At 59.0% G+C, this 22,181-nt stretch carries 19 protein-coding genes and 2 pseudogenes; 7 read left to right on the forward strand and 14 right to left on the reverse strand.

The genetic code is table 11. From position 1 onward, the window contains the following. Window positions 1–72: 72 nt before the first annotated feature. From ACNFHO_RS01345 to ACNFHO_RS01365, 5 genes are all read right to left on the reverse strand, one after another. Window positions 73–1,398: an MFS transporter gene (locus ACNFHO_RS01345; RefSeq protein WP_019097966.1), complete on the reverse strand. Its 1,326-nt coding sequence runs from the start codon at window positions 1,396–1,398 to the stop codon at window positions 73–75. Between the two features lie 139 nt (window positions 1,399–1,537). After that, complete coding sequence (locus ACNFHO_RS01350; RefSeq protein ID WP_392502076.1) at window positions 1,538–2,764, reverse strand: Zn-dependent hydrolase; 1,227 nt, start codon at window positions 2,762–2,764, stop codon at window positions 1,538–1,540. Window positions 2,765–2,792: 28 nt separating this feature from the next. Beyond that, window positions 2,793–3,722, reverse strand: a complete 930-nt coding sequence (locus tag ACNFHO_RS01355; protein WP_392502075.1) for a 2-hydroxyacid dehydrogenase — start codon at window positions 3,720–3,722, stop codon at window positions 2,793–2,795. Beyond that, window positions 3,719–4,474 carry a class II aldolase/adducin family protein gene (locus tag ACNFHO_RS01360; RefSeq protein ID WP_392502074.1) on the reverse strand — a complete coding sequence of 252 codons (756 nt, stop codon included), beginning with the start codon at window positions 4,472–4,474 and terminating at the stop codon, window positions 3,719–3,721. Before ACNFHO_RS01360 ends, ACNFHO_RS01355 begins: the two co-directional genes overlap by 4 nt. A 13-nt stretch (window positions 4,475–4,487) precedes the next feature. Then, window positions 4,488–5,783, reverse strand: coding sequence for an MFS transporter (locus tag ACNFHO_RS01365; RefSeq protein ID WP_392502073.1), 1,296 nt, complete (start codon window positions 5,781–5,783; stop codon window positions 4,488–4,490). Between the two features lie 155 nt (window positions 5,784–5,938). Here ACNFHO_RS01365 and ACNFHO_RS01370 point away from each other — a divergent pair, with 155 nt between their 5' ends. Next, entirely contained in the window at window positions 5,939–6,916 is a 978-nt protein-coding gene (locus tag ACNFHO_RS01370) for a LysR family transcriptional regulator (protein ID WP_019097962.1), read from the forward strand. 80 nt (window positions 6,917–6,996) lie between these two features. Here the strand turns inward: ACNFHO_RS01370 and ACNFHO_RS01375 are convergent, their stop codons facing one another. From ACNFHO_RS01375 to ACNFHO_RS01385, 3 genes are all read right to left on the reverse strand, one after another. Then, on the reverse strand, window positions 6,997–7,233 hold the full coding sequence (locus ACNFHO_RS01375; protein WP_019097961.1) for a hypothetical protein: 237 nt from the start codon (window positions 7,231–7,233) through the stop codon (window positions 6,997–6,999). Between the two features lie 10 nt (window positions 7,234–7,243). Continuing rightward, complete coding sequence (locus ACNFHO_RS01380; RefSeq protein WP_064490821.1) at window positions 7,244–8,659, reverse strand: amino acid permease; 1,416 nt, start codon at window positions 8,657–8,659, stop codon at window positions 7,244–7,246. 372 nt (window positions 8,660–9,031) lie between these two features. After that, complete coding sequence (locus ACNFHO_RS01385; protein ID WP_416764874.1) at window positions 9,032–9,454, reverse strand: Lrp/AsnC family transcriptional regulator; 423 nt, start codon at window positions 9,452–9,454, stop codon at window positions 9,032–9,034. A gap of 183 nt (window positions 9,455–9,637) precedes the next feature. Between ACNFHO_RS01385 and ACNFHO_RS01390 the strand changes: the two genes are divergently transcribed. Together ACNFHO_RS01390 and ctlX are read left to right on the forward strand one after the other, a co-directional pair. After that, the gene (locus ACNFHO_RS01390) at window positions 9,638–10,690 is read left to right on the forward strand and encodes an ornithine cyclodeaminase (RefSeq protein WP_416764876.1); all 1,053 of its coding nucleotides are present in this window, start codon (window positions 9,638–9,640) and stop codon (window positions 10,688–10,690) included. Between the two features lie 34 nt (window positions 10,691–10,724). After that, window positions 10,725–11,663, forward strand: a complete 939-nt coding sequence (gene ctlX / locus ACNFHO_RS01395) for a citrulline utilization hydrolase CtlX (protein ID WP_416764877.1) — start codon at window positions 10,725–10,727, stop codon at window positions 11,661–11,663. Window positions 11,664–11,889: 226 nt separating this feature from the next. Here the strand turns inward: ctlX and ACNFHO_RS01400 are convergent, their stop codons facing one another. Then, the gene (locus tag ACNFHO_RS01400; RefSeq protein WP_416764879.1) at window positions 11,890–12,390 is read right to left on the reverse strand and encodes a hypothetical protein; all 501 of its coding nucleotides are present in this window, start codon (window positions 12,388–12,390) and stop codon (window positions 11,890–11,892) included. 93 nt (window positions 12,391–12,483) lie between these two features. Here ACNFHO_RS01400 and ACNFHO_RS01405 point away from each other — a divergent pair. From ACNFHO_RS01405 to ACNFHO_RS01420, 4 genes and pseudogenes are all read left to right on the forward strand, one after another. Beyond that, a pseudogene (locus ACNFHO_RS01405) lies at window positions 12,484–13,491 on the forward strand (IS5 family transposase). A gap of 363 nt (window positions 13,492–13,854) precedes the next feature. Then, a complete protein-coding gene (locus ACNFHO_RS01410; RefSeq protein ID WP_392502069.1) occupies window positions 13,855–15,330 on the forward strand; it encodes an aldehyde dehydrogenase family protein in 1,476 nt (491 codons plus the stop codon). Window positions 15,331–15,350: 20 nt separating this feature from the next. Beyond that, complete coding sequence (locus ACNFHO_RS01415; protein WP_416764881.1) at window positions 15,351–16,124, forward strand: coniferyl-alcohol dehydrogenase; 774 nt, start codon at window positions 15,351–15,353, stop codon at window positions 16,122–16,124. Between the two features lie 160 nt (window positions 16,125–16,284). Next, window positions 16,285–18,099: a sigma 54-interacting transcriptional regulator gene (locus ACNFHO_RS01420; RefSeq protein WP_416764883.1), complete on the forward strand. Its 1,815-nt coding sequence runs from the start codon at window positions 16,285–16,287 to the stop codon at window positions 18,097–18,099. 2 nt (window positions 18,100–18,101) lie between these two features. Here the strand turns inward: ACNFHO_RS01420 and ACNFHO_RS01425 are convergent, their stop codons facing one another. From ACNFHO_RS01425 to ACNFHO_RS01445, 5 genes and pseudogenes are all read right to left on the reverse strand, one after another. Continuing rightward, window positions 18,102–18,965: a methyl-accepting chemotaxis protein gene (locus tag ACNFHO_RS01425; RefSeq protein WP_416765400.1), complete on the reverse strand. Its 864-nt coding sequence runs from the start codon at window positions 18,963–18,965 to the stop codon at window positions 18,102–18,104. Then, window positions 18,960–19,727, reverse strand: a pseudogene (locus tag ACNFHO_RS01430) (MCP four helix bundle domain-containing protein); the annotation flags it as partial. The gene ACNFHO_RS01425 and the pseudogene ACNFHO_RS01430, both read right to left, overlap by 6 nt. Then, window positions 19,724–20,455, reverse strand: coding sequence for an ABC transporter ATP-binding protein (locus ACNFHO_RS01435; protein ID WP_392502066.1), 732 nt, complete (start codon window positions 20,453–20,455; stop codon window positions 19,724–19,726). The gene ACNFHO_RS01435 and the pseudogene ACNFHO_RS01430, both read right to left, overlap by 4 nt. Beyond that, window positions 20,455–21,168 (reverse strand): ABC transporter ATP-binding protein, encoded by a 714-nt coding sequence (locus ACNFHO_RS01440; protein WP_392502065.1) that lies wholly within the window; start codon window positions 21,166–21,168, stop codon window positions 20,455–20,457. Before ACNFHO_RS01440 ends, ACNFHO_RS01435 begins: the two co-directional genes overlap by 1 nt. Next, window positions 21,165–22,175, reverse strand: a complete 1,011-nt coding sequence (locus ACNFHO_RS01445; RefSeq protein WP_392502064.1) for a branched-chain amino acid ABC transporter permease — start codon at window positions 22,173–22,175, stop codon at window positions 21,165–21,167. Before ACNFHO_RS01445 ends, ACNFHO_RS01440 begins: the two co-directional genes overlap by 4 nt. Window positions 22,176–22,181 lie beyond the last annotated feature (6 nt).

Raw genomic sequence — 22,181 nt, forward strand, 5'->3', positions numbered from 1 at the left:
GGGAAGCTCTTCAAACGGAAGTAGATAACACTCGCCTGGTTGGCGAGAGAAACTCGGGGGTACAGCACGGGATTACTGCCGTGCTTGGTCGATATCCCGTTTGAAGGTCTCAGTGAGTAGCAGCAGCGCGATCAGAGAAACAACGGCTGAGCCGATCATGTACCAGGCAATTGATGAGCCTTTGCCAGTCCACGACAGCAATGCGGTGGTAACCAGAGGAGTTGCGGCGCTTCCGAGCAGGCCGGAAAGCATGTAGCTGATCGACAGGCCCGAGTAACGAACTCGAGTGCCGAACAACTCCGCGAGGAATGTGGCAATGGGGCCGTAGTTGGCCGCGAATGCCGTCATCATCAGCATGTAACCGGCAAACGCTAAGCCGAGAACCTTGGAATCCATCAGCCAGAACATCGGGAAGGCCACGAGCGCCTCAGCGATGATCCCGCCGATTATGATCGGCTTTCGACCAATCTTGTCGGACAACGCGCCGAAGAACGGCAGCATGGCGATGCAGGCGGCGCAGGAAACCAACACCACTGTCAGCATTTCACCACGTGTGAAGCCCAGGGTCTGGGTGCCGTAGGTCAGGCCGAAAGCCACGATGAGGTTGTAGGAGGTACCCGTGGACATTGTTGCCACACCACCCAGGATTACCTGCTTCCAGTATTTGCGGAACACTTCGAACAGCGGCACTTTGACTTGGGTGCCTTTGTTCTCCACCGCTTTGAACGACGGTGTTTCATGGATGTTGAGGCGGATGTACAAGCCCAGTCCGATCAGCAGAACGCTGAGCAGGAACGGGACACGCCAGCCCCAGTCCAGCAACTGCTCGTTGGTCAGCGTGGTGGCGAACATCAGGAACACGAGGTTGGCCAGCATCGTCCCCGCTGGTACGCCGATCTGAACCCACGAGCCGTACAGTCCACGCTGATGTTTGGGAGCGTGCTCCACGGCCATCAGAACAGCGCCGCCCCATTCCCCACCCAAGGCCAGGCCCTGGATGATGCGCAGTGTCAGCAACATGATCGGTGCCCAGATGCCAACCGACTCGTAGCTCGGCAACAGGCCGATGGCGAAGGTTGCCGCGCCCATGGTCAGCAGCGAGATGAGCAGCATCGACTTTCGGCCCAGGCGGTCACCGAAGTGACCAAAAAGCGCGGCGCCGATCATTCGGGCGCCATAGGCTGAAGCAAAGGTGCCGAAAGCGAGGAGGGTGCCTACCAGGGGATCAAAGCCTGGGAAGAAGATTTTGTTGAATACCAGGGCCGAGGCCGTGGCGAAGAGGAACAGGTCATACCACTCGACGGTGGTGCCGATCACACTGGCGACCGCGACTTTTTTCATGTCGGCGGTGCGTTGTGGTTGCGCGCTGGCAACCTCGGTGTACGCAGGGCTGGTCATTGCCATTTTCTCCCGAAAGATGGGTTCTGGTTGTTATTGGCAGCTGAAGGCGGAGCGGCTGTTTCTTGTTTTTGGGCAAAGCGTTCCCGTGGGCCCAGCTTTCTTGAATTGGCTGGGCGCCTGGGTGGATCTGGTTAAGTCAGCGTCTGTCGGCGCGGGTCAGCACGGCGTTGAGCAGTACGTCGCAGCCCATGGTCACGTCGTTGGGCAAGGCGTCTTCGGCTTCGTTATGGCTCAGGCCGCCGACGCAAGGGATGAACACCATGGTGGTCGGACAGTGGCGGGCGAGATGTATCGCATCATGGCCGGCGCCGCTGACGATTGGCTGGTACGGGTAGCCCAGGCCTTCGATGGCCTTGCGTACTGCATCGATGCAGGCCGGGTCGAAAGGCGTGGCCGGGCTCAGCCAGTGGCGGTTGATCTGAACTTCTAAGCCACGTTTGGTGGCGATCTGGTCGATCAGTGCACGGGCGCTGACTTCCATGTCAGCGATGGCGGCGTCTTCGTGATGGCGAAGGTCGAGGGTGAACGCCACGTGGCCAGGTATGGTGTTGCGGGAAGAGCGGGCGATCTGCAATTGGCCAACGGTAACAAGCCCTTTGGGGGCGAAGTCGCGTGACAGTTGTTCCAGGGCGGTGATCATTTCTCCTACGCCGAACAAGGAGTCGCGGCGTAGAGGCATTGGCGTGGTGCCTGCGTGAGCGGCCTGGCCACTGATCTCGATGTCCAGCCAGCAAATCGCTTGTCCACCCGTCACCAACCCGACGGGCAGGCCGGCGTCCTCCAGGATTGGGCCTTGCTCGATGTGTGCTTCGAAGTACGCGTCGAACTCACGGCCCAGGGGAAGCTCACCTGCGTAGCCGGTTTGTTCCAACGCTTCGGCCACGCTGACGCCTTCAGCATCGCGGCTGGACAGCGCCTGGTCGAGGGGCAGCTCGCCCGTGAACACCGCCGAGCCAAGCATGGCAGGCGTGAAGCGAGCGCCTTCTTCGTTTGTCCATACCGCAATTTCCAGTGGGCGCTCGAGTTGCAGGCCCTTGTCCTGGAGGCTGCGTACCACTTCCAGGCCGGCAAGCACGCCGTAGATGCCGTCGAAGCGTCCACCTTTTGGCTGGGTGTCCAAATGGCTGCCCATGACCACAGGGGGCAGGGCGTCATTGCGGCCAGGCAGACGGGCGAACAGGTTGCCGATGGCATCGACATGGAGGCTCATGCCGGCCTTGCGGCACCAGCCTGCAAACAGCTCGCGTCCATCTTGATCTTCTTTCGACAATGCCAAGCGGCAGTTGCCGCCTTTGGCGGTTGGGCCGACCTTGGCCATGTCCATGAGGCTGTCCCACAGCCGTGTGCCGTTGCATGTATGCATGATGTGAATCCTCAAACAGGCGGTGGGGTCAGTAACCGAGCGCGGGGTCTACTTGGTTCAGGAGTGGTTCAGCGCAGGCCAGACGACGGGCGTTCTCGGCCACTTGTTGTGCAATGCAGTCGTGGGAGGCGCATGAGGCCATGTGCGGTGTGACGATAATTCCAGGGGTACTCCAGAGGCGGCTGTCCAATGGCAGCGGCTCTTTCTCGAACACATCGAGTAACGCACCGCGCAGCCGGCCATGGTTGACGGCGTTGACCAAGTCATCCACCTGCAGGTGTTGCCCACGTCCGCAGTTGATCACTGCCGCATTTGGCGCCAAGGCTTCAAAGGTCTGCTGGCAGAGGATGCCGCGAGTGGCATCGGTCAATGGCAGCAGGTTGATCAACAGGTCGAGACCATCGAGGAATTGATCGAAATCCGCAGGGCCCGCGAATGTGCTCACACTGTTCAACTGTCTGGCACTTCTCGACCAACCTCGGACTGCATAGCCGGCCTCGGCCAACTCGCCGGCGATAGCTCCTCCAAGGGAGCCGAGCCCCATGACGCCGATGCGGTAATCACCAGCGAGACGTTGAGGGTGACGTTGCCATACCTGTTGCTGCTGTTGGGCCATCGCTCGATCAAAGTCTCGGTGATAGTGGATGACCGCCCAGCGGACATACTCCGCCATACCTTGGCGGTGCGCGGGGTCTACAACCCTGCACACCGGCAACGCCGGCTGGCTCGGGTCGTTGGCCAAGTGGTCAACGCCTGCGGCCACTGAGTGGATCAGCTTGAGGTTGCGCAACGCGCTGAGGCTACCCGCGGGGGGGAACCAACAAGCGGCAACTTGCGCCTCCTGGGCATCGGGGTCGTTGGCCAGCACTACACGCAGTTGAGGTGCACTGCGCGCGAAAGCTGATTGCAGTTGGCCCAGGAGTGCTTGGTCGGTTGACAGCAAAACCAGCGGTTTCATGAGCAGTACGACTCGCGTTGGTGTTCGATCAAGGTCAGGGCGGCGTCCCAGCTTAGACTGATGATTTGTGCTGACTCGTCGCGTTGGAACTGCGCGGCGGTGTGGCGGCAAACTTCTTCGCTGGGGTAAATAAGCTTGCTTGCGCCAGCCAATGCCTGCACTTGTGCCTGGCAGGCGCGCTCCAGGAAGTGAATTTCGTGGAATGCCTCGGCAACATTGGCGCCGCCGGCCAGCAGGCCGTGGTTGCGCAGGATCATCGCTTTGTGGGTGCCGAGGTCGGCGATCAGACGCTCACGTTCATCCAGGGACAGCGCGATGCCTTCGTATTGGTGATAGGCCAGCTTGCCGTAGAACTTCAGCGCATGCTGGCTGATCGGCAGCAACCCGTGCTCCTGAGCCGAGACGGCGATGCCGGCTGCGGTGTGGGTGTGGATCACACAGTGCATGTCCGGTCGTGCCATGTGGATCGCCGAGTGAATCACGAAGCCAGCCGCGTTCACCCGGCGCTCGCCATTGGCCTGGTCAACCACATTGCCATGTTGGTCGATGCGTACCAGATCACTGGCGCGCATCCGGTCGAAGATCACGCCGTACTGGTTGATCAGAAAGTGATGCTCCGGCCCAGGAATGCGCAGGGTGATATGGGTGTCGATCAGGTCGGTCATGCGAAAGTGCGCCACCATTCGGTACAGCGCGGCCAGTTCGCAGCGTGCCTGCCATTCGACATCGCTGATGTTGTGCGGCTTGCTCATGAAAACTCCTGGTTTAACGTGCGATGGCGGGGGTGGGGTGCTGCTGCTCGCCACGCAGGCGAGAGAGACCACAGACGCCGATCAAGGAAAGCGTGGAGAGCGCGGTGAAGAACACGGCGAGTGGCAGCCACTGGCCGGCGTAGCGGTCGGCCAGCAACGTGCCGATTATCGGGGTGCTGCCCCCGGCGATGGCGCAGATCAACTGGTAGGCCAGAGAGATACCGGAGTAGCGCAGGTGAGCGGGGAAGGCCTGCGTCATGTAGCCGGCGATCACTGCATACAGTGCTGAAAGTGTGACTACGGCCATAGCGATGCCAGCTGTCATCAACACCAGATTCTGGGTGCCGACCAGCATGAACATGGGGTAGGGCACAGCCATGCACAGCAGGGCCACCAGCTTGAGGAAGCGCCCTTCGCCAATACGCTCAGCGAGCAGCGCGGCCAGTGGCTGGGTCATAAATTGGAGAATAGTGACCAGGAACAGGCAGTCGAGGATGGTTGCTCGAGGGATGCCCTGGTAGGTGGTGACGTAGGTGATCATGAAGGTGTTCGTGAAGAAAAAGCCTGCGGAGCCGATGGTCACTGCTAGCGCGGAGAAGAGGATCTGTCTCCAGCATTCACGTACTACTTCCAAAACTGGGTATTTGACGACCTCTTGCTTAGCCTTCGCAGCCTGGAACTCAGGGCTTTCTTCCACTCCAAAGCGTATCGCCAAGCCAACAAGCATCAGCACACCGCTGGCCAGGAAAGGCAGACGCCATCCCCAGCTCAGGAAATCTTCAGGCTCGAGTGTAGAAACCAGACGGAATGCGATCAGGGCCAGCAGCAAGCCTGCGGGGCTACCAAGTTGGGCAAATGATGCGTAGAACACTTTGCGTTTGGCTGGAGCGTGTTCGCTTGCCATTAGCACGGCGCCGCCCCACTCACCACCGACGGAGATCCCTTGGACGATCCGCAGGGCAATCAGTCCAATTGGGGCCCAGATGCCAGCGCTCGCGTAACTCGGTAGCAGGCCGATTCCAGTGGTGGCCAAACCCATCAGAACCATAGTTACCAACAGCATTTTTTTACGGCCCAGGCGATCGCCTAGATGGCCAAACACCATGCCTGCCATTGGCCGGGCGATGAAGCCCACAGCGAAGGTGCCGAAAGCCGCCAGTGTGCTGAGCAATGGATTGCTGCTGGGGAAGAACACCTGACCGAGCACAAGTGCAGCTGCCGTGGCGTAGATGTAGAAGTCGTAGAACTCGATGGTGGTACCGACAAATGCGGCAGCCGCCGCCCGACGCGGCTGGTTTGACGTATGCATGCAAGGCCCTTCTTACAGTTATAGGCAGGTGGGCAGGTTTGGCTAAGCGGTCGCGCTCTGTTTGGCGCTTTCGGGATTTATCGCCTTGGGGCTATGATTAGTCAATTTGCTATATCTTATTCGTCGTATTAGCAATGCTACTAATGAGCACCCAAATGAATCCGCCAAGCTCTAGAACTGACGCATTGATCAACAAATGGGAGGGGCGTCGATTCCTGAACGATCGCCTGGACTGGAACCTGCTGCGCACTTATCTCGCCATTGGCCAAGAGGGGAGTATCAGCAGGGCAGCAGCGAGATTGCACGTGACCCAGTCGGCAGTCAGTCAAGCGCTCAAGCGACTAGAGGAACAGCTCGGTTGTGCTTTGGTTGTTAGAGGTGGGTCGCGTTTCGATCTGACTGCTGCAGGAGAAGATGTGCTGCGCATCGCTATCGATATTTATGGCGACGTATCACGCATCAGTGCGGCGGTAGAGAAGGAAAGCGATGAAGTTGTAGGCAAGGTGAGGTTGTTGAGCGTCAGCCGAGTTCAGTCACAGGTTTACGATGACTTCCTCGGTGATTTCCATGAGGCACATCCACGTGTGGAGCTGGAAATCGATGTCATGCGCAGTGCTGACATCATCAGCTCTCTGCTGCAGAAAACTGCCACAGCCGGTGTTGGCTTGTGTCGAATTCCACAGCCCAAGCTGGAACAGCGCTTGCTGATAAGCCAGCGTTATGCCTTCTTCTGTGGCGTGCGGCACCGTTTATTCGGGCGCAGCGATGTGACCCTCGAGTCGCTTCGCGGAGAGAACTTCGTGAGTTTCGTCAGTGATCAGTTGGGGGGGAATCTGTCGCCACTTGCGATGTTCCGTGACCAGCATGGGTTCACCGGGCGCATCGTAGCTTCCTCTCCTAGCGTTGAAGAAGTCCAACGGCTCGTCTCTGCCGGTTTCGGGGTAGGCTGCATGCCTGAGCACCTCCTCCATGAGGATGTCGAGAAGGGGTTGCTATGGCGTTTGCCGCCAGCCGAAGGCATCGTCAACGCGGATCTGCATTTGCTCTGGAACAGAGAGCAGAGGATGACCATGGCGGAGACCATGTTCTTGGAAAGCTTTCAGCACTCCCTCGCCCAGGCCTCGCTGGTTTGAACCCAACACGTTTTGCAATCGCGGCTGCTCTTGAGCCCAAATGAAACGACCGCAGTGTTTGGCTGCGGTCGTCATTTCCATTAGTCGACGTTCAGCAATTGCTGTCGGCCCAGGACGCTGTTCAATCGACCATCGTTGTCTAACTCGGTCTCGCTTAGCATATCCGCAACGCCGGCACCAGACTCAACTCTCTCCAGCCAATAGAGCACTGCCTTCTTCATAAACCAGTGAGGGGTACGATCCAAGAGGCCAGCGGCCTCCTTTATTCGCTCCTTGGTCGGCGCGTCGAGTTTGATACCTGTCGTTGTCGAGCTCACCAGCGCCTCCTTACGATGCAGTCACAGCTACATTGCCTTGCGTTTTGGCGCTTCGTTGATACGCCAGCAGCAGTCCGATGTACCAGAACGGCATGATGTACAGAGCTGTCCGAGTATCCGCCTCTAAGGAGAGCAGGCAGAGTACGAACAGGAGGAAGACCAGAGAAAGCACCGCAGTGAGCTTACCACCAGGCAGCTTGAAGTTTGAGCGCTGGTGAGCTTCTGGGTCAGTCCGGCGGTAAGCCAGGTAAGAAAGCAGGATCAAAGACCAGGTGACAACTACCATGACCGCCGAGATTGTCGAAACCAAGGTGAATACACCCATGACATCCGGAATCACGAAGAGCAGCGTCAGAGCGATAGTCATGCACAGACCTGAGAACATCAGTGCACGGATTGGAGTGCCCGAGCCGGACAAGCGTCCGAAGGCATGCGGAGCCTGTTTGTTGTGAGACAGGCCGTAGAGCATGCGTGAGCCAGAGTAAACGCCGCTATTCGCTGAGGAGGCAGCTGAGGTCATGACTACAAAGTTGATCATTCCAGCAGCAGCAGGCAAGCCTCCCAAAAGGAAGAGCTCCACAAATGGGCTACGGTTCGCTGGCACATGAGACCAGGAAATCACGCTGATGATGCATGCGAGAGCGGCCACGTAAAATAGCAGTATCCGCACCGGGATGGTGTTGATCGCTTTGGGCAATGTCTTCTCGGGATTGTGAGCTTCAGCTGCAGCGGTGCCGATTAGCTCAGTTCCCACGAAAGAGAAGATGGCGATCTGGAAGCCCGCGAGGAAGCCGAGCACCCCATGCGGCATCATCACCCCAGGCTCAACCAGGTGGCTGAACGTCGCAGTGACACCATCGGGAGAGGTGTAGGAGGTAGCAATCATGAAGAGGCCGGTGAGTACCAGCGCTACGATTGCAATAATCTTGATCAGACCGAACCAGAACTCAACCTCACCAAAGGCTTTAACAGCCAGCATGTTGAGCGCTACGAGCAGGAACATGGTTCCGAAGGCTGGTATCCACGTAGGAAGGTCGGGGAACCAATACTGCAGAAAGCCAGCGACTACCACAACATCGCCTACGGCAACGACAATCCAGCTCAGCCAGTATGACCAGGCGAGGATGAACCCGGCACGGGGGCCCATATGGTGGTGGACGAGCTCTGCAAACGAGCCCATTTCCAGGTTGGCGAGGAGCATCTCACCCATCGCCCGCATGATGCAGAAAACAAAGAAACCAATGATCGCGTAGACAAGTAGGATCGAAGATCCAGACATGGCTATCATTTTTCCCGACCCCATAAAGAGGCCTGTCCCAATAGCTCCACTGATGGCAATCAACTGGATATGCCGATTTTGCAGTCGACGCTTGAGTTCTCGGCCATCACCGCTATTCGCTTCTTGCAAGTTGCACGTCTGATGCATATATAACCTCTTATTCTTTTTCTGTGAAAAACCGTTACCCTCCCTCTAGTTAGAAGGTGCATTGCTAAGTGGGCTGTAGACGTTGAGCCCCTCATAGCGGAGGGTGGGGCGGTACATACGCAGACGATGAAAAAATGAACTCAATTGAGTTCCTTCATCAAGCTGGTTAAGTAATTAGAAATAGTCCCAAGCTAGGTGCTCATTCCCCTGTGAGTTCCCGCATCTGCGGTTCAGAAGCGCCATTCTGCCAGCCATAGTTGCCAATCGGAACGCTACAAATTGGTATGCCATAAGCTAATAGCTATCACATTGCTCAAAAATCAGAGCAAACTGCCAAGTTGCACTGACGTGGTGCGAAACTGGGTGCATCGACTACATCTTGATGCTCGATAGAAGGATGCTTGTCTCGGTGTTTTCGATGTGCTGGATCGAGCGGATGCTGTTCAAAGCTTTGTCAAAGGCCTCCAGCGTATCGGCTCGGAGCTCGGCCATCAGATCCCAGCGACCGTTGGTTGTATGTATGGCAAAAACGTTGGGATGCCCGCGCAGCGCGTGCTTGACCTCAGCAGCGTGGTGCCCGCTGATGCTGATGCTGGTGATGGCTCTGACCCCACGGTCTATCTCATCGGACTGGAGGCGGATGGTGTAGCCCATGATGATGCCTTGCTCTTCCAGCCTAGCGAGCCGGTTTTGAACCGTGGCACGGGCCACCTTCAATTTCTTAGCTAGCGTCATCACAGGGGTACGTGCGTTGTCCCGCAGAAGCGCGATGAGTTCGCGATCAGTGTTATCCATGAGCTCCGACCATCCACATTGCTTTGAAAAGTGAGCAGATTGTCTAGTAGCTGGCGAAATCTGGCAACCTGTACACTTCAATTTGCACCAATATTTCATCAGAATTTCGGAGGTCGAAAAAAATCATAACCAGCGTTCGCCCATGCACTGGCTTGAGGCGCGCGCACTTCCAAGGTGCATAACATGACGCATTTCATTGATGTCCCTACAATGGCCGATCTCGTTAACGATATCGGCGTAGTGGATTTCCTGGGTGAGCTGGCAGAGGTCATTCGTGCTGACTTCAAGCGCTGGCCTGAGTTTGATAAGTCTGCTCGAGTGGCCAGTCACTCAGAGGTGGGCGTGATCGAACTTATGCCTGTGGCTGACACGAGCCAATATGCGTTCAAATATGTGAATGGTCACCCATCTAACACATTCAAGGATCTTCACACCGTGATGGCCTTTGGCGTGCTGGCCGATGTCCAAACGGGGTATCCAGTGCTGCTTTCTGAGCTTACCATCGCGACAGCTCTGCGTACTGCGGCAACATCTCTGATGGCAGCCAAAGCGTTGGCTCGTCCAAATTCGCGCAAAATGGCTCTCATCGGTAACGGCGCCCAGAGCGAGTTCCAGGCCCTCGCATTCCACAAGCATCTGGGCATCCAAGAAATCGTCGCATATGACGTCGACCCTCAGGCAACCGCCAAGCTCGTTCGAAACCTGCAGGAATACACCGACCTCAAAATCACACGTGCCCAAAGCATTGCTGAGGCAGTCCGCGGTGCTGACATCGTGACTACAGTCACTGCCGATAAAGCGTATGCCACGATCATCACTCCGGAAATGCTAGAGCCTGGCATGCACCTGAATGCTGTCGGTGGCGACTGCCCAGGTAAGACCGAACTGCATGCCGACGTGCTGCGGGAGGCGAGGGTCTTCGTTGAGTATGAGCCGCAAACTCGTATCGAAGGTGACATCCAGCAGCTTGAAGCTGACTCAACGGTAGTTGATCTGTGGCGTGTGCTGACCGGCGAGCAGGAAGGCCGTCAGAGCGATGAGCAAGTTACCGTCTTCGACTCGGTTGGTTTCGCCTTGGAAGACTACTCGGTGCTGCGTTACGTCCTGGAGAAGGCCGAGAAACGTGGTGTCGGTACCAAAATCGATCTCGTCCCGTGGGTTGAAGATGATCCGAAAGACCTGTTCAGCCATACCCGTGGCCGCTCCGCCAAAAAACGTGTTCGACGCGTTGCATAACTCTAAGATCAGCATCCCAAATCGGTATTACTGAATGGCACTTCCTACTCGTTCGATTCAAGCACCTGCAGCAGTGGTGATGGTCAGGCCGCACGCCTTCACACCTAATCCGGAGACCGCTGCTGACAACTCGTTCCAAAGCTCAAGCCCCGACATTGCTGCAAACACCGTCTCCGAGATTGCTCGAGATGAGGTCACCCAGGCTGTGGGTCGCTTGGAGGCTGAGGGAGTCCGGGTCCATCTGTTTGATGACTTCGGCGACAACGACACCCCTGATTCAGTGTTCCCGAACAACTGGTTCTCTACGCACCCGGGTGGCCACATCGCTATTTACTCGATGTACTCGCCGAACCGTCGACGGGAAAGGCGTAGTGACGTGATTGAGATGCTCAAGCAGGAATACCGGGTACAGGATGTGATCGACTATTCCGGCCTCGAGCAGGATGAGCTTTTCCTGGAAGGCACCGGGGCTATGGTGTTTGATCACATGTCTCGTGTGGCCTACACCGCCCGTTCCAACCGTGCAGACCCGATTGCCCTAGAGCGCTTTAGCACTCACTTCAACTTCGAGCCGATGGTTTTTGACACTGCGGACGAGAAGGGCACGCCGATCTATCACACCAATGTCCTGATGTGTGTGGCCACCGAGTTTGCGCTCGTAGGGTTTGGCACCTTCACGAGCAAGGCCCGTGCTGAAGAGGTGCGCATGCGACTTGTAGAGTCAGGTAAGGATGTTATCGACTTGACCAACCAGCAGATAGGAGAGTTTGCTGGCAATGCCATTGAGCTCTCGGGGCGGGATGGGCGGATACTGGCCCTATCGCGTCGAGCCTTCAACAGCCTGACGGCAGAGCAACGGGAGCGCGTTGAGCGTTCGGCCAGGCTGGTGCCTTTGGACGTTCCTACTATTGAAATGGCGGGTGGCTCAGTGCGATGCATGATCGCGGGAATCCACCTGTCTCCTCGGCGGTAGCAATCGAGAAAATCCCCACCTCTAGAGGTGGGGATTTTTACCCTCAGCTCACCACGCTGTCGTAGCCCTGGAGCGTGGTGACCGAGTTGATGCCGACCTCATCAACCTTGTAGCCGCCCTCCATCACAAAGAGGGTAGGGATAGCGGCTTAGCTATGGCCTGTCCCATCTGGATGAAGTTTTCACTGGTCAAGCGGAAGTGACTGATCGCATCATGCTCGAAGGTGTCAACGCCCAAAGAAATTACGAGGAAGTCGGCTGTGGGCTTGGACGCGTTTGGGTGAGTCTGCAAAGGGATACAGAAGCCTCTCAGCGAGTGCCCTTTGGCAGTGGGTAATTGGCATTGAAGCCCACTCCCTCGCTGGCCCTCTTTCAGCTGCAAATCCTGATAAGTAGGGGGTATAACACACCGGGACCCCATTGATTGACCTGAAGAAGACATCGTTGCGGTCGTAGAAGATGATCTGTGTGCCGTTTCCGGGGTGGTAGTCGACGTCCAGGATGGCTACTCGTTTCGCACCTCGGCGCAGGCAGCGTTCAGCAGCAATTGCGGAGTTGTTGAGATAGCAGTACCCACCATGTACTCGTGAGCAGCATGGTGTCCTGGTGCATAGGGAGAAAGCGACTCTGTCGCCATCAATACCCCGCTCCATGCTGGTCAGGACAACATCAGCGCTGCTGCGAACGGCTTCCAACGTACCCTGAGTGATCGGTGAACCGGCATTCATGGTATTAAAACCAAGCTTGCCATCGATGAAGCCTGGCTCTGTCGCTCAATGAATTGTATCGATGCGATCTGGTTGGCCACCGAGACGATGGACATGCGCGCCGGAAGCGAGACGGCGTCAGCCCGGGTGATCACAGTGTTCGGTGCGGCGAAGCCGCGCAAGCAAACCCGCCGCGAGCGCTTCTAGGCCAATCAGCAGGTCGCACCGTGGGAAATGGGCTGATGGCGCTGATTGAGCCGAACTACCAAAAGGCAGGTGGTGCTCGCAAGCCGTATCCACAGGAAATCATGCTGCGTATTCACCTGCTGTGAAATTGGTTTTTGCTGAATGATTCGGCCATGGAAGAAGCACTGTACGAAATCACTTCGATGCACCAGTTTGCTCGACTGACGCTCAGCGCGCTGATTCCCGAAGACACGACGCTCATGAATTTCCGACACCTGCTGGAGATGCATCAGTTTGCGGCAGGAATTCTGGAAACCATCAACAACTACCTGCAAGACAAGGGCCTGTCGCTGTGCCGGGGCACCATCGTCGGTGCCACACTGATCCACGCACCAGGTTCGACCAAAACAAGGACGGAAAGCGAGGGCGGAAATGCACCAGACTAAAAAGGCAACCAGTATCACTTCGGCGCGAAAGCCCACATGGGTGCCGACGAGGAATCGGGCCTGGTATATAGCGTGGTGATTATGGCGGCCAAAAATTCGGACATCCCTCAAGTTGACCAACTGCTACGGGGCGAAGAACATGTGGTGTGCGCTGACTTCGAGTATACCGAGGTCGAGAAGCGTCCTGAACATGAAGGTCGTGCCGTCATCTGGCAGATCGTGGCTGGGCGCAGTATCTACAAGAAACACGGCAAGTGCAGTGCCTTGTACAAGGCGCTGCGCAAGATCGAGAAGGCCAAGGCCAAGACCCAGGTCCCTGCCGAGGTTGAGCAGCCATTCCGCTTGATCAAACGGCAGTTTGGCTACATGAAGGAGCACGTCCGAGGATTGGCCAAACATGCGGCGCAGATGGTGACGCTGTTTTCCCATGTCGAATCTGTGGATGGCCCACCGACATTTGCTGGCCACCGCAAGAGAGGTGCGCCTGTAAAGCGGAAAATGGCTACGGTAAAGTGCTGGCGGTACGGAAAAGGTAGAAAAGATCGGCTGATCTGAGTGTTTCGGATCAGTGGGGCGCTTTTGAAATCGGAGGACGTTGAAGTCAGTCAGAGAAGCGTGGCTACTTCAGAACATGCATAAGAATCTTATTAATAAAATTCTCGAAAAATGGTCACGTAGGCGTTCGCAATACCGGAAAATTGTTGCTGAAGTGTCAATTGCACTGATTTTAATGGGTCTAATGGTATCGCTGAGGTTTTACCAGGTTTGGCATGTGAATTGTAAGGGACTACGGTGCCGCTGGACTTTCCAGGTATGTCCCAATGTCCCGAGCTATATCAATAAGAGGTTTTTCATGACTCAATTTTCCGGTAAATATGCTGCTTTCAACCAACAATTCATTGCTGGAGTTTGGCGCGACGGGCGCGATAATGCGGTGCTGCAGGTAAACAACCCGTTCGATGGCAGTCTGCTGACCCAGATCATTCAGGCCGATCGAGAAGACCTTGATGAGGCCTATCGCAAGGCCGCCGAGGCACAGAAGCTATGGGCCGCGGCCGGCCCTGCAGAGCGGGCAGCGGTACTGCACCGAGTGGTGCAGATCTTCGACCAGCGCCGCGAAGAAATCATCGACTGGATCATTTGCGAGTCCGGTAGCACCCGCCTCAAAGCCCAGATCGAGTGGGGCGCGGCGCGGGGTATCACCCTAGAGTCGGCGTCGTTCCCCGCCCGCGTCCATGGCCGGATCCTGCCGTCCAACATCCCGGGCAAGGAAAGCCGGGTCTACCGCGAGCCGCTCGGCGTGGTGGGGGTCATCAGCCCGTGGAACTTTCCCCTGCACCTGAGCCAGCGTTCAGTGGCTCCTGCGCTGGCGTTAGGTAACGCGGTGGTGATCAAGCCGGCAAGCGATACCCCTGTCAGCGGTGGGCTGCTTCTGGCACGCATCTATGAAGAGGCTGGGTTGCCAGCCGGACTGCTGAGCGTACTGGTCGGGTCGGGTACCAAGATCGGCGATGCTTTCGTGGATCATGAAGTGCCGAAGTTCATTTCTTTCACCGGCTCGACTCCCGTAGGCCTGAACATCGGGCGGCTGGCCAGCGGTGGCAAGTACCTCAAGCATGTGGCGTTGGAGTTGGGTGGCAACAGTCCGTTCGTGGTGCTGGCGGATGCCGATCTGGAGCAGGCAGTGAATGCTGCGGTGATGGGCAAGTTCCTGCATCAAGGGCAAATCTGCATGGCGATCAACCGGATCATTGTCGAAGATGGCCTATACGACGCGTTTGTCACACGCTACACCCAGCGGGTGAGCACGCTCAAGGTCGGTGATCCCCATGAGGACGACACGGTAATCGGGCCGATCATCAATGCCCGGCAGTTGCAGAGCCTGGTGGCCAAGATCAATCGCGCCAAGGAAGAGGGCGCGCGGGTCATGGTGCAAGGTGACGTCGTCGGACAGTTGCTGCCACCCCACGTATTTGCCGATGTCACCGCTGATATGGAAATTGCCCGGGAAGAAATTTTCGGTCCGCTGGTCGGTATCCAGCGTGCACGGGATGAAGCCCATGCGCTGGAGCTGGCGAACCACAGCGAGTTCGGTCTTTCCAGCGCAGTGTTTACCAGGAGCCTGGAGCGCGGCGTCCGCTTTGCTCGTCAGGTGAAGGCCGGTATGACCCACGTCAACGACATCCCGGTGAATGACGAAGCCCATGCGCCGTTCGGTGGTGAGAAGAACTCGGGGCAGGGGCGCTTCAATGGCGAATGGGCAATTGAAGAGTTCACCACTGACCACTGGGTCAGTGTTCAGCACACCCCACGTCACTACCCGTTCTAAGCACGGCCGGAGAATATTTCATGTTGAACAACAAAACGCTGGTCATCACCGGTGTCGCTTCAGGTATCGGTGAAGAGACCGCACGCGTCGCCCGCCAACAAGGTGCCCGTATCATTGGCGTGGACATCAATCCACCGAAGATTGAAGTCGATCAGTTCATCGCTGCCGACCTGTCTTCGCAGGATTCGATTGATGCGTTGCTCGCACGACTGCCCAAGGGAATAAATGGCCTGGCGAATATCGCTGGGTTGCCGCCGACCCAGAGCGCCGACCGGGTGATCAAGGTCAATCTTGTCGGCCTCAAATACCTGACCCTGGGGCTGTTGCCCAAGCTCGCGGACAACGCCTCCATCGTCAACCTCGCCTCGCTGGCGGGCGTGGGCTGGCCGGATGCCGTGGCGACCATCAAGGCCGCCGACGGTCTGAGCTTCGCCGATACCGCCGCTTTCTGTGAACAGCACGGGATCGTCGGGCCGCGCAGCTACTTCTTCTCCAAGGAAGCTCTGATTGCCTGGACCCTGCAGAATCGCTGGACCTGGCGCGAGCGCGGCATCCGCATGAACGCGGTCAGCCCCGGGCCGGTGGATACGCCCATTCTCAAGGACTTCATCGAGACCCTTGGCGCCCGCGCCGAAGAAGATATGAAGACCATGGATCGTCCGGGCCGTGCCACCGATATCGCGCCCGCAGTGGTGTTCCTGCTCGGCGATGGCTCGATCTGGATGCGCGGCACCAACCTGGCGGTGGACGGTGGCATGCACTCGCATATCCTTACCTCTAAGCACGGCCTGTAACCCCAGATCGGCTACGGCTCCGTGTCACCTGTGTTCGATTACCGAACGCTAAGGGCGCTATTGCCTAGGCAGTCGTCGCGGCGGGTGGGATGATAGAGTCCATCCAACTCCAGTGTTTGCCGGCCCTGTGCAGGGTGCGTCAAACATAAGGAAAGCCGCGATGATTCAGCCTAAAAACAATAATTCAGCTGCTTCTGATACCACCCCGCCGACCATTCCGAATCTGCTCGCCGATCCCCAGGATCACCTCACCCTGGGCCACACGCCAACGCTGGAGCAACTGGCCGAGACCGTAGCCTTTTCCCCGGAAGACGGCAGCATCTGGATGTGCGGCCAGCGCGTCATGCTCATGCACAGCTCGGCGCTGGGGGCGCTGCGCCGTGAGCTGGCAGAGACCATCGGTCTTGACAAGACCCGTGGCTTGTTCACCCGCCTGGGCTGGATGGCTGGTGCGCGCGATGCGCAACTGGTCCGCGAGCGCTGGCCGGATGGCGACCACGCCGCGCTGTTCTCCGCCGGTCCACGCCTGCATGCACTCGAAGGCCTGGTGAAAAACGAGGTAATCCGTTTCGAGTTCGATAACGCCCATGGCCACTTCTACGCCGAGTTTCTCTGGCACAACTCCATCGAGGACGATAGTCATATCGCCGCCCATGGCATTGGCAGCGAATCGGCGTGCTGGATGCAGATCGGCTATGCCAGCGGCTATGCCTCATCGCTGCTTGGCCGTCTGATTGTCTATCGCGAGGTCGAGTGCCGCTCCACGGGCCAGAGTCAATGCCGGATCATCGGCAAGCCGGCCGAGCAATGGCCGGATGTGCAGAACGATCTGAACTACTTCAACGCCGAAGACTTTCTCAGCCGGAGCGCCTACAAAGGCACCAACACCGTCATCGAGCCGTCAGGCAGCGACGATTCCGATAAACACATGGTTGGCGTATCCTCGGCGTTCACCGCTGCCTGCCACATGCTGCGGCGGGTGGCCTCGACCCAGGCCACCGTGCTGTTCATCGGTGAGTCGGGGGTGGGCAAGGAACTGTTCGCGCACATGCTTTACACCATCGGCCCGCGCAACGGTAAACCCTTCGTCGCACTCAACTGCGCGACCCTGCCAGAGAACCTGGTGGAGTCCGAACTGTTCGGTGTCGAGCGGGGCGCCTTCACCGGTGCCGACCGTTCACGCAGCGGGCGCTTCGAGCGTGCCCATGGCGGCACGCTGTTCCTCGATGAAATCGCCACCCTCAGCCTGTCCTCCCAGGGCAAGCTGTTGCGGGTCTTGCAGGAGCGGGAAATCGAACGGGTTGGCGGCAGCAAGGCGATTCCGGTGGATGTGCGGGTGGTGGCGGCGACCAACCTCGATCTGCTCGAGGAGGTCAAGGCCGGGCGCTTTCGCGAAGACTTGTATTACCGGCTGAATGTCTACCCAATCCATCTGCCGCCCCTGCGTGAGCGCCGTGACGACATTCCGCTGCTGATGAACTACTTCCTGCGCAAGTTCTGCAAACGACACGAACGTAACGTGACCGGCTTCACCAGCCGTCTCGTCAACGCGTTGCTGGCCCACCCGTTTCCGGGAAACATCCGTGAACTGCAGAATCTGATCGAGCGCGGGGTCATCAGCGCGCAGGACGATGAACTGATGGATATTCACCACCTTTCCCAAGGCGGGCTCAACCCCATCAGCGATGCGATTGGCCTCAATGCCCAGGGCCAGTTGGCGATGGCCTCATCGGTGCCGGCGGTCGCTACGCAGAGACCTCAGGCGCCTAGGGTGGAAGTGGGGGGAGAGCCCTCGGTAGCGCGGCTGCGCGCCTTCCTGCGTGGCGATCAGACCACACTGGGAACCTCCCTGGAGGAAATCGAGAGCCTGCTGGTGGAGACGGCCATGCAGCGCAGCCACGGCAACTACACGCTGGCTGCGCAAATGCTGGGGATGACCCGGGCGCAGTTGAGCTACCGGGTCAAGGGCCGCTAGGTTTACGTACAAAACTGGCTCACCAACTCCCGCAAATCGCCCTGCAGATGGGCCAGACGCTGGTTGGCCTGAACAATGCTCCCGGCAGTGCTCACACTGTCGTTGGCCAACCTGCGAATGCTCGCCAGGTTGCGGTCGATCTCGCGGCTAACCTGAGCCTGCTCGTCAGCAGCGCTGGCAACCTGCTGATTGCGCTGGTTGATCCGGGCAACCGAATCACCGATGACTTCCAGCGCAAGTTGAGCCGACTCGCAGGTGTGCCGGGACTCTTTGGCCTGGGCATTGGCCGTTCTGGCGGACAGCAAGGCACGCCGGGCTTCGCTACTGACACCGTCGATCATGCGCTCGATTTCCACCGTCGACGATTGAGTGCGCAAGGCCAGTGCCCGCACTTCGTCGGCAACCACTGCAAATCCTCGCCCTGAATCACCAGCCCTGGCCGCTTCGATTGCAGCGTTGAGGGCCAGCAGATTGGTCTGTTCGGCTACTGCATGGATGACATCCAGCACCTTGTGAATCCCGCCGACCTGGCTCGACAACCTCCCCATAACGCCTTGCATTTCGTCCAGATCACTGCAGATTCGCGCGATCGCGGCTACTGATGCCAAGGCTCGTTCATGACCCTGATCGGCGGCTGCCTGCAAGGACTCAGTGGCGCTTGCCGTGTCCTGGGCATGGCGCGCTATCTGTTCGGCACTGGTGCTCATCTGGTTGACGGCGGTGGCGGCCAGTTGCAACTCGACGCTCTGCGCATCGAGTTGACGCGCACCGTGTTCGGTCAGTCCACCCAAGGTTGAGACGGCGCCATCGAGCTGGGTGGATGCCTGGGAAATCCGTCGGATTGCCGATCTGAGGGTGTCCTGCATCTTGCCTAGCGCCTTCAGCAACACGCCCAATTCACCTGTTGCGCCAACGGCCGGCTGTTGGTCCAGATGGCCGGCCGAGATGTCCTCCGCCAGTCGCCCGGCGGCGGCCAATGGTCCCGTGAGAGAACGCAGCAGCCACACGCCGGCGCCGAGGCAGATCAACATGCTGGCCAGCACGGTCAGCAATGTCGCATCGATCGCCGTGCGTTTGCTCTCCAGCGACGCGTGATAGGCTGCCTGGGCACCCGCTGACTGCAGTTGAAACAGGCGGCGAAAGACCGCCCGCTGTGCCAGGAAAGCGCTGTCCAGCGGGCCACTCAAGATCGCCAAGGCGCGGTCGAAGTCATTGGCCTGGAACACCGCCACGGCTTTATCCATCTGTTCGATGAACACACGGTTGGTGTTCTCCAGCTCGCCCATCAGCGCTTGCTCCTGAGCGCTTTTCGGCATGCTTCGATAGCGTTCCCAGAGGTCGACGACTTCAGCGCGCAACGGCATCACGCGCTCGACGATCTGGCGGGTTTTCGCTTCATCCCGCTCAATCGCGCCGAGCAGGACAGGGACGCGTGCCGAACTGTTGATCTCCAGCATCCGTCCGAGGCTTTCAATGTTCAGCAGCTTGGTGGCGTACATGTCTTCAAGGCTCACGCTGACCCGTTCGAGGTTGTAGAGGCTCCAGGCGCCGAGCAGCGCCAGGAGCACGTTCAGTAATACCAGCAAGGCCCACAAGCGAGCCTTGATGGTGCTCAACAGCGGCGTCATGGCTGATCCGGCTGGCTATGGGCGAGGTAGGCCCGCTGCAGCGCCTGAGGGTCGTCCTTGATGCGCTGGGCGTCGCCTTCCAGGGCCACACGGCCCTGGTTCATCACATAGACGTAGTCCGCCAGCCGCAGGGCGACCTGGGTGAACTGCTCGATCAGCAGAATCCCGCTACCGCGTCTGGCCAGCAGCTCGATCACTCCTTCCAGGCGTTTGACGATCACCGGCGCCAGCCCCAGGGACATCTCGTCCACGAGGATGAACCGCGGTCTGGCCATCAGCGCGTGGCCCAGGGCAACCATCTGCTGCTGGCCGCCCGAGAGCGTCTGGGCCGGTTGGGCGTGGCACTTGGCAAGCTCCGGAAAAACCTCGAACACCTCCGTCAGGGCGTTATCCATTTCGCTGCTGGAGAGCAGGTTGCCGGCGGCCTTGAGGTTGTCCAGCACGCTCAGCCCGGGGAACACCTGGTGCCCTTCGGGAACCGCAGCCACGCCCGCGCGGCGGATACGTTCGGCCGCCAGGCCGGTCAGTGACTGCTCGCCCAGCGACACAGAACCGCCCAGCAACGGCAGCGCCCCGGCGATGGCCATGACCAGGCTGCTCTTGCCGGCGCCATTGGGTCCGAGCACCGCGGTGATGCGACCGGGCTGGATGTTCATGTCGATCTGGTTGAGCACCCGTTTGCCGCCACGGGCCAGGCTCAGCCCGCGGATATTCAGTGAGTCGGTCATTACAGTTCCTCGTCGCCCAGGTAGGCAGCTTTCACTCGTGGGTCCTGGAGCACCTGCGCGGTCGGTCCGTAGGCGATCAAGGTGCCGAAGTCCAGCACCAGGGTCTTGCTGCAGGTGCTGGCGATCAGTTCGACATCGTGGTCGATCATCAGCGTGGCGGCAGAGAAGCGCGGCCCTATACCCAGCACGATGCGTTGCAGTTCCGCCATCTCGTCGCCGCTCAGGCCGCCGCCGGGCTCGTCGAGCAAGACGAGGCGGGGTTTGCCGACGAGGGTCTTGGCCAACTCGACGCGACGCCGCTCGAAGCCATTGAGACGTTCTCCCTGCGTGTCGGCCATGTCGCTGAGGCCGGTGAAGTCCAGCACATCGTCGATCAATGAGCGCTTCTCCGCGCGACTGCCCGGCAAGGGGTCGAGCATGGCCCGGATGTTGTCGAGCACGCTCAAGTCCTCGACCACCAGCTCGCGCTGAAAGGAACGCCGCAGGCCCCAGCGTGCCCGCCGGGCCGGGGACAGAACACCGAGGTCGGTGCCGAATGCGTACAGGCTGCCGGTGCGTGGCGTGATGAAGCCGCTCAGGACGTTGAGCAGCGTCGTCTTGCCGGCGCCATTGGGGCCGATGATCCCGACCAGCGGAGCATCGATGCTGACGCTGACATTCTTCAGCGCCTGCACGCCGCCAAACCACACTGACAGGTCATTGAGCTCGATCATGGCCGGGTCCTCCGTTTTTGCAGACTTGCGAGCAATTGACCGGCGATGCCCTGAGGCGCGGTGACCAGCGTGTGCAGCAAGGCGACGCCGAAAATCACATAGGACAGATCGCCCGCCAGCCCGAGGCTGTCGAGAAAAGCCGGAAACACCCGATACAGAACCCCGGTGATGATGGCGCCGAGAAAGCTGTAGGCCCCGCCGACAATGCTCAGGGCCGCGAGCATGATCGATTCGCTGGCCGGAAAGGAGCGCGCATCCAGCGTGCCCAGGCTGGCCGCAAGCAACGCGCCAGCGCTCCCCGCGAGAAAACCCGCCAGGCCGAACGCCCAGCTTTTGTAGAGCGAGACATTGATCCCCGCCGCCATGGCACAGGCCTCGCCCTTGCGAATCAACGCCCAGGCACGTCCGGGGCGGCTGCGCCGGTGCCACTCGATCAACAGGAAGCCCAGACCGGCGACGACCACGCAGTAGCGGAACATGCCGATGTCGCTCTGCCCGAACCAGGGCCGGGCCATCAACACACCCCCTGCCGGGCTGAAGCCACGCAAGCCTTCGCCGCCGTTGGGAAACTGCATGGCGTTGAGCAGCACACTGAAGCCTGCGGCCGCCATCAGCGTGATCAGCGCCAGGTACAGGCCACGCAGGCGCAAGGCGGGCAGACCCACCAGCATTCCGGTGAGCCCGGCGGCGGCTCCGCCCGCCAGCAGGCTCAGCTCGAACGGCCAATGACCGCTGTGGGCGACACGCAACGACACCCATCCACCCACACCGACCAGCGCCACCTGGGCCAGTGAGACCAGACCCAGGCGGGCATACAGCAGGTTCAGCGAAGCGGCGGCGAGGGTGTAGATCACAGCGGTGGTCGCGACCCGCAGCCAATAGGCACTCAGGCCTTCGGGCGCGAATGCCAGCAGCACTGCCAGGCCACCGAAAGCCAGCCATTTCAGCGATTTGTGTGCATCGGTGGCGCGTGCCACGGCGAGGTTTTGCACTGTGTGAGTCATCATTCCAGG

The organism is Pseudomonas sp. NY15374, from assembly GCF_048068255.1.
Taxonomy (GTDB): domain Bacteria; phylum Pseudomonadota; class Gammaproteobacteria; order Pseudomonadales; family Pseudomonadaceae; genus Aquipseudomonas; species Aquipseudomonas machongensis.